We start from the raw sequence: 5,882 nt of genomic DNA on the forward strand, positions 1-5,882 counted from the left end.
GTTTGTAAAATAAAGCGAACATGATCCCATTCACCAACTTTTTGTAAAAATTGCCTTTCTAATTTTCTTACAGATGGTTGATTTAACCAATTATTAAAACTAGCTTGGAATTTTTGAGCAGCTTCATCACAAATTTCTGTCATGGATACATTAGTGATTTGAGTTTGGGGAACAGTAATTAACCAATTACCAGGCAATTGATAATAAGCTGATTGCCATTCATAATAAGTTTCAGGAATTTCTAAAGCTGGTGGAAACCTGCCAGAAATTTCTGTAAAATGGGGTTTACTGTCTTCCCAAATTCTAATTTTTACCGGAAATCCTTTTTCAAAACTACCCTCTCCAATCTCGAATATTACCAACTTACCCACGGCTTTTACCCTAAGTGATTTGTCTGACTAAATGACATACAGTTCAGTTAAGGCTAACATACCTCTAAGATACAACGTTGGGTTGTGGAACGTAAACGTTCGGGAAGCAATAAAATGAAACCCAACATCTCCGCGAATTTGTTGGGTTTTACCACCATTCGGTTATCTAAGTTTAAGCTAACCTACAATTTTCTTAACTAAACCGTATTGGTCTAAATGACAAACTTTTCTGTAATGACTGCATTATTTAGAGTAACCCGAATTTGGAATTTTTCACTTAGTTCAGCACAAAATTTTAATTGAATGTAATTATCTTGTTTTTCTCTAGCTTGAACTTCTAAAAATGGCTGTCCATTTTCATATAATCCTGACAATCGTAAATCCGTTGGTAAATAAATTTGATTACCCATTGGATATACTCGTAAAAGTACGGCAAAAGTTTTATCTATTTTTGGTAAAATAGCCACCATTAAAGCTACAGATTTTCCGGCTAACTGCATTCCTAAATCCATAACTCTTCTAGCAGCAATAACAGGATGATTTGGGGTAATTGTCCATAAAATCTCTGCTAGAGTCCAACGAGTTTCTTCATCATCTGTAGTTTGTAAAAGATGAACAAGAAGATCATTTACTTCTACATCGGAATTCTGTAATAATTTTGATGGTAAGATTTTTCCCCAACTGCGCTGGGGATATAATTGTTCAATCACTTGCCAAACTTTTTTGGATGTATCTATCTCAAATCCCCGCACTTTTGAAGAACGAAAGGCCAATTGTGGGCTTTTTTCAAAGCTAATTCCTCAATACTTTGCCATTGAGATGTATATATTCCTTCTAACCATTGTCTTAATTGTACACCCGAAAATTGATGATAATGTTCTATTAAAAGTTCTAATGGTTGTAACTGTTCTATATTAATTTCTGTTGTCGTCACTGCGGGTAAAAATCCTATAATTTTGGCTTCTTGGCAAGTTTGATTAATTTCCACTACCACATAACCAAAACGATGATGCCAAACTTCAGGAGGAATATGACAAATATGATCACCTGTTCGGATATATCTACATTCTAAATGTCCAATTCCAGTTAATAATAAATCTGCCACATCTGCACCCATTCTTCCCCAGTAATCCCAACTATAGCTGGCTTCTATTGTGGTAGAAATATCTAATAGTTGCAAGTAATTATTTATGACTTGCACCGCTAAAGTATTCAGGTAGACTTGTTTAGCTTTTTCTGGATTTGCTTGTTCTTGAGCAAATTGCAAAGCTGTATCTCGGAACTTTGCAGAAATAGGAATAGAAATGCTTTGTTGTTCAGTAGGATAATTCATAATTTACTATATATCAAAGTAACCTTCACTATCAAAATAAGCTTGAGATTTACCAAAATCGAGAAGACGGGGAAAGCATTGACGTTGATAGAAATTGCTCAAAGTTGCGACAGGTATACCAAACTCTACAGATAAATCTAGCCAAGATGTTTCCGGTGGTAAACGACGGGAAATTAAAACGTAACAATTAACATCTGGATGATCTCTGACATGAATACGTTTTAGTTCTGAATAATTTGTTTTTAACCATTCTTGAATTTCATTTAATATTGGTCTTGGTTCTGTAGGTGCAGGAATTAAATTTGCAGGATCTATTTGTTGATCGTTTTCTTGTGAAAGTAAATCGAAGTTATTTTTTTGTTCATAAAAACTAATGCGTTTATCTTGCAACCGATAAGTTAAGTAACTGTTAATCCAAGTAATCACGCTACTTTTTTCAGGATTATAAGGTTCTTTTGTAGTAGTCGCTTCACAAAGATTTCGGCAAAAATACCACCAAGTTTCCTGTAAAGCTTCTTCTGCATCAGGTATACCTACACCACGCAATAGTTTACCTGTTTTTTGAATCAATAAAATAATCTGATTGAGTCCTTTTTGACGGGCAATACTACCCCTGGGATGTTGACAGGTTTCTTGAACAATTTGCAGGATTTTTGCTTCTAATTCATCCATTTGATTAGGTTAATTTAATTGTTGATTTATTTACACCATTGTGTACTAGGAAACGCTCTAAGCTGTATAAAATATTCTTACTTTAGCATGAGGTGAGGTGTAAATACTGCTGACTATTAACCACCACCACCATCTCCACCACCTCCACCACCACCATCTCCACCACCGCTATATCCACCACCACCATCTCCACTACCACTATATCCACCACCACTATATCCACCGCTACTATATCCACCGCTACTATATCCACCGCCACCACTATGACTACTATTACTAATTAGTGGAATCACTTCTTTATACTCATTATGGTAAGAGCAGTTTTTACAGTGACAGATTACCCTGCGTGTTCCTGCATATCGAGTAGATGCTGGCAATAATACTTTATAAGTCCGGTTGAGGGTCAATTTTTTGCATTGAGGACATTTCAGATGATTAATTAAACAAATGATAGTAAAGGCCAAGAACATAAAAAAAACCATATATATAAATCCAAGAAAAATGGTGTTTCCGGCTTTACCTTTTTGCCAATTAGGTTGAGTTAGGTTAAGAATGTTGCTAGGAAATGTGATCTGAACTTCTAACTCTTGTTGTGGGAGAATAGATTGATTAGCAACAAATTCAAAAGTTCTAGAATTGACCTGACTGGCTGTAGCTGGTGTACCAAAATTCGTAAAATTAAGGACTTTGCTTGATAATAATTCTGGTAATTTTACTCGGATCTTTGCTGCATTAACAGGAGCTTTTCGCTTCGGAAAAATCGCTTTCCAGTAAACTTGAGTATTCTGACCATTGATATGTAACCCACCAACTACACGATATTTTAAAATAAAGGTACGTGCTTCTGGTGGTGTTAATTGATGTTGCCAGCGAATCCAAAATTGATTATTTTGAATTCCGGTTTTGCTAGGAATAATTTGGTTATTTTCTTGAACTGTCACATCCCTAATTTCATCAACCTTATTTAGATAAATATAGCGATATCTTTTATGAGAGTGAGCAGATTCAAAAACATATTTTTGTTCCTCTGTAACCAACATATCTCCGTTCGTTTGCACATCAATATTCACATGGATATAGTCCCAATAAAATGGCACTTGTTGGGCAATAGCATGAGTAGATGTAATCAGAACCATCACTAATACAGCTATTAAAGAAAACCCAATTCTTCTCATCAAAAATTTCTTCATATTTTCCTTTTCTCTGTGTCCTTTGCGCCTCTGCGTGAAATAAAATCTATATCTTAGAGATTAGCCACCACCGCCGCAACCACCACCACCGCAACCACCACCACCGCAACCACCACCGCCGCAACCACCGCCGCCGCAACCACTACTACCACTGCTACTACCACCACTCCTGCCACCACCACTGCTACCGCCACCACCTCTGCCAATAGATGCAAATATGAAGAATGTCACAAAAAAAGCGATCGCTCTTAAAAACCAAGTGACGATAGTATTTTCAAAACTTTGCGAAGTTTGGGAATTGCTATTATTTGATGCCAATAAAAGCTGAGAATTAGTGAATATTAATGTCAATGTCAACAGAAATGCTAGATAAAATCTATGAGGAATAAAACGAGAAATATCTATCTGAGGAAACTTTAAATTAGGTTTGGATACAATCCAATTTTTGTGAGTATCTACACGCTGAAAATTAGCATTTAGATCAAAACGAATATGAGGTGCTGGCCAAATATCTATCGGTGGAGTTTCTCCAAAAAACTGTTCATAACTGGCTACAGTATTCAGATACCAATTATTAAATTTATGATATTCCTGATTACCGCCACGAGTGGGTCCATGATCTAGTTGTGTACCCAATATTCCACAAAAATCTTGCCAATAAGATTGAGTATATGTTAAATGTAGATGCCAAACTTGATCTACTTGATCAGAAGGCGTAACGGGATGTCCTGCAAAAACAGCAATAACGGCAAACTTTTTATATTCTTCAATTACACGCTGAGTATATAAAATTGTCCAGTTATTTTCCCTTGCTAACCTCTGACTAAAAGAAAAAGAAACATTTTTTTGATCTAAAGAAAATTCTTGAAGACGTTGATATAATTCTGCTTGTTGAAGATTCATAAATTTTTGGAAATTAATCTTTGCTTATATGAGTTCTTCTGTCAATGCAGAGTTATATTATCTATAACTTTACAAAACTTTACAATCAAGAGAAAATAAAAGGTGGGAAACCCCACCCTACCTTTCATTATTTATAGGACTTACGCAAGATTGAACTCAAAACCTGATTCTTGCGTAGGGGTAATTCATGAATTACCCCTACTTCCGTTCTGTTTTGCGTAAGTCCTGATTTATAGCGAACTGTACCTAGACAGAAATAGATGTTAGCTGTCACCTGCTGTATTATCTATTTCCTTAACTTAATAGTATTGCCAATGACAGTCAGACTTTCTTCAAATAAAGCCTCACGTCCCCAGCGTTGTACCTGTTGACTTAACAATACTTCTGCTTTTTGTTCCGAAAGAGAACTTACCTGTTGGAACAACCCAGAAGATTGAGCGCCGCCATGGGTTTCCATTCGCATACAACCGCCAGTTTCTGAGCAAATTACAGTTCCGCAATTAGCTTGAGGATTGGTAGAACTTAAACGCAAACCAATCAAATCACCGATAATTTCACCCATATCAGCAAGAGGAACACCTGCTAACTCGGCTTCTATGTGTTTTTGGTCTTGAGACAGGAATTGGATATAAGTGATGTCATAATCACCGTTTTCCTGTCTATAGGAAATTGGCTGCCAATCTAAGCGATTAGCCAACCAACCCAAGTACAGTAATGCTTGAGCAGCATTACCTTTTTCATAATCAATATTGACACGATCAATTTCCTTGAGGGCTGCGCGACGGTTAGGAGCGTCGAAAGCTTCTGCTGTCAATTCTTGCCATGCTGACAAACGTCGCCAATTCAAATCAGCTAAAGGTACACCAGTTTCTACCAACTGTTGCAAGCTGAGTAAATCATCTTCTGGTGTATTAAAGTTGCAAGAATCAACAATGACATTATTGCAAACTGCTGCTAATCGTTTAAACAAAGGATTAGCAGCATCTGGTGTGGCTTTCCACCATAAAAATTTAGGTAAACCACCGATTAACAAAGCGGGAATCATGCCCCCAATGCGTTCTAAAGCCGCAGCAGTCCCGGTGAGTGTAATATATTCACAGCATATCAGCGTGCTAGAAGACTGCTTTTGGATTGGGCAATAGGCAGATACTTGAGCCTTTACCCCTTCATCATCCCCAGCAATAGGACATAAAGCAATAATCCGACAAGGATTACGGATAGCAATTTCATCAGCCAGGGTGGGGCTAGTGGGGCTGAAAGTATAGCCCATTGCTGCACCATGATTATCTCCCTTTGGTCCGGGGTGTTGCTTTTGGAAATATTCTTGCCGTAAAGCCGTTAAAGTTTCTGCTGTAGGACTACCAGTTTCTGGAAGTTGATGTTTTTCTGTACAGCCTGCAATGCTGTTTTAGT

At 37.0% G+C, this 5,882-nt stretch carries 5 protein-coding genes and 2 pseudogenes; all 7 read right to left on the minus strand.

Going from position 1 to position 5,882, the window contains the following annotated elements; translation table 11 throughout:
• Window positions 1–371, minus strand: a pseudogene (locus FJR38_RS28020) (ABC transporter substrate-binding protein); the annotation flags it as partial.
• A 212-nt stretch (window positions 372–583) separates the two neighbouring features.
• Window positions 584–1,144: a DUF1822 family protein gene (locus FJR38_RS28025; RefSeq protein WP_254449320.1), complete on the minus strand. Its 561-nt coding sequence runs from the start codon at window positions 1,142–1,144 to the stop codon at window positions 584–586.
• A complete protein-coding gene (locus tag FJR38_RS28030; RefSeq protein ID WP_254449321.1) occupies window positions 1,105–1,704 on the minus strand; it encodes a DUF1822 family protein in 600 nt (199 codons plus the stop codon). Before FJR38_RS28030 ends, FJR38_RS28025 begins: the two co-directional genes overlap by 40 nt.
• 6 nt (window positions 1,705–1,710) lie before the next feature.
• Window positions 1,711–2,376, minus strand: coding sequence for a sigma-70 family RNA polymerase sigma factor (locus FJR38_RS02490; RefSeq protein WP_168535203.1), 666 nt, complete (start codon window positions 2,374–2,376; stop codon window positions 1,711–1,713).
• Window positions 2,377–2,492: 116 nt separating this feature from the next.
• A complete protein-coding gene (locus tag FJR38_RS02495; RefSeq protein ID WP_168535205.1) occupies window positions 2,493–3,566 on the minus strand; it encodes a DUF2207 domain-containing protein in 1,074 nt (357 codons plus the stop codon).
• A gap of 60 nt (window positions 3,567–3,626) precedes the next feature.
• Entirely contained in the window at window positions 3,627–4,469 is an 843-nt protein-coding gene (locus tag FJR38_RS02500) for a hypothetical protein (RefSeq protein ID WP_168535207.1), read from the minus strand.
• Between the two features lie 286 nt (window positions 4,470–4,755).
• Window positions 4,756–5,882 (minus strand): annotated as a pseudogene (opcA, locus tag FJR38_RS02505) (glucose-6-phosphate dehydrogenase assembly protein OpcA); the annotation flags it as partial.

This window comes from Anabaena sp. UHCC 0253, from assembly GCF_009712085.1.
Taxonomy (GTDB): Bacteria; Cyanobacteriota; Cyanobacteriia; order Cyanobacteriales; family Nostocaceae; genus Dolichospermum.

Coding starts and splice junctions, on each gene's coding strand:
- FJR38_RS02495 (WP_168535205.1), bottom strand. CDS start 3,566: ATGAAGAAATTTTTGATGAGAAGAATTGGGTTTTCTTTAATAGCTGTA.
- FJR38_RS28030 (WP_254449321.1), bottom strand. CDS start 1,704: ATGAATTATCCTACTGAACAACAAAGCATTTCTATTCCTATTTCTGCA.
- FJR38_RS02500 (WP_168535207.1), bottom strand. CDS start 4,469: ATGAATCTTCAACAAGCAGAATTATATCAACGTCTTCAAGAATTTTCT.
- FJR38_RS02490 (WP_168535203.1), bottom strand. CDS start 2,376: ATGGATGAATTAGAAGCAAAAATCCTGCAAATTGTTCAAGAAACCTGT.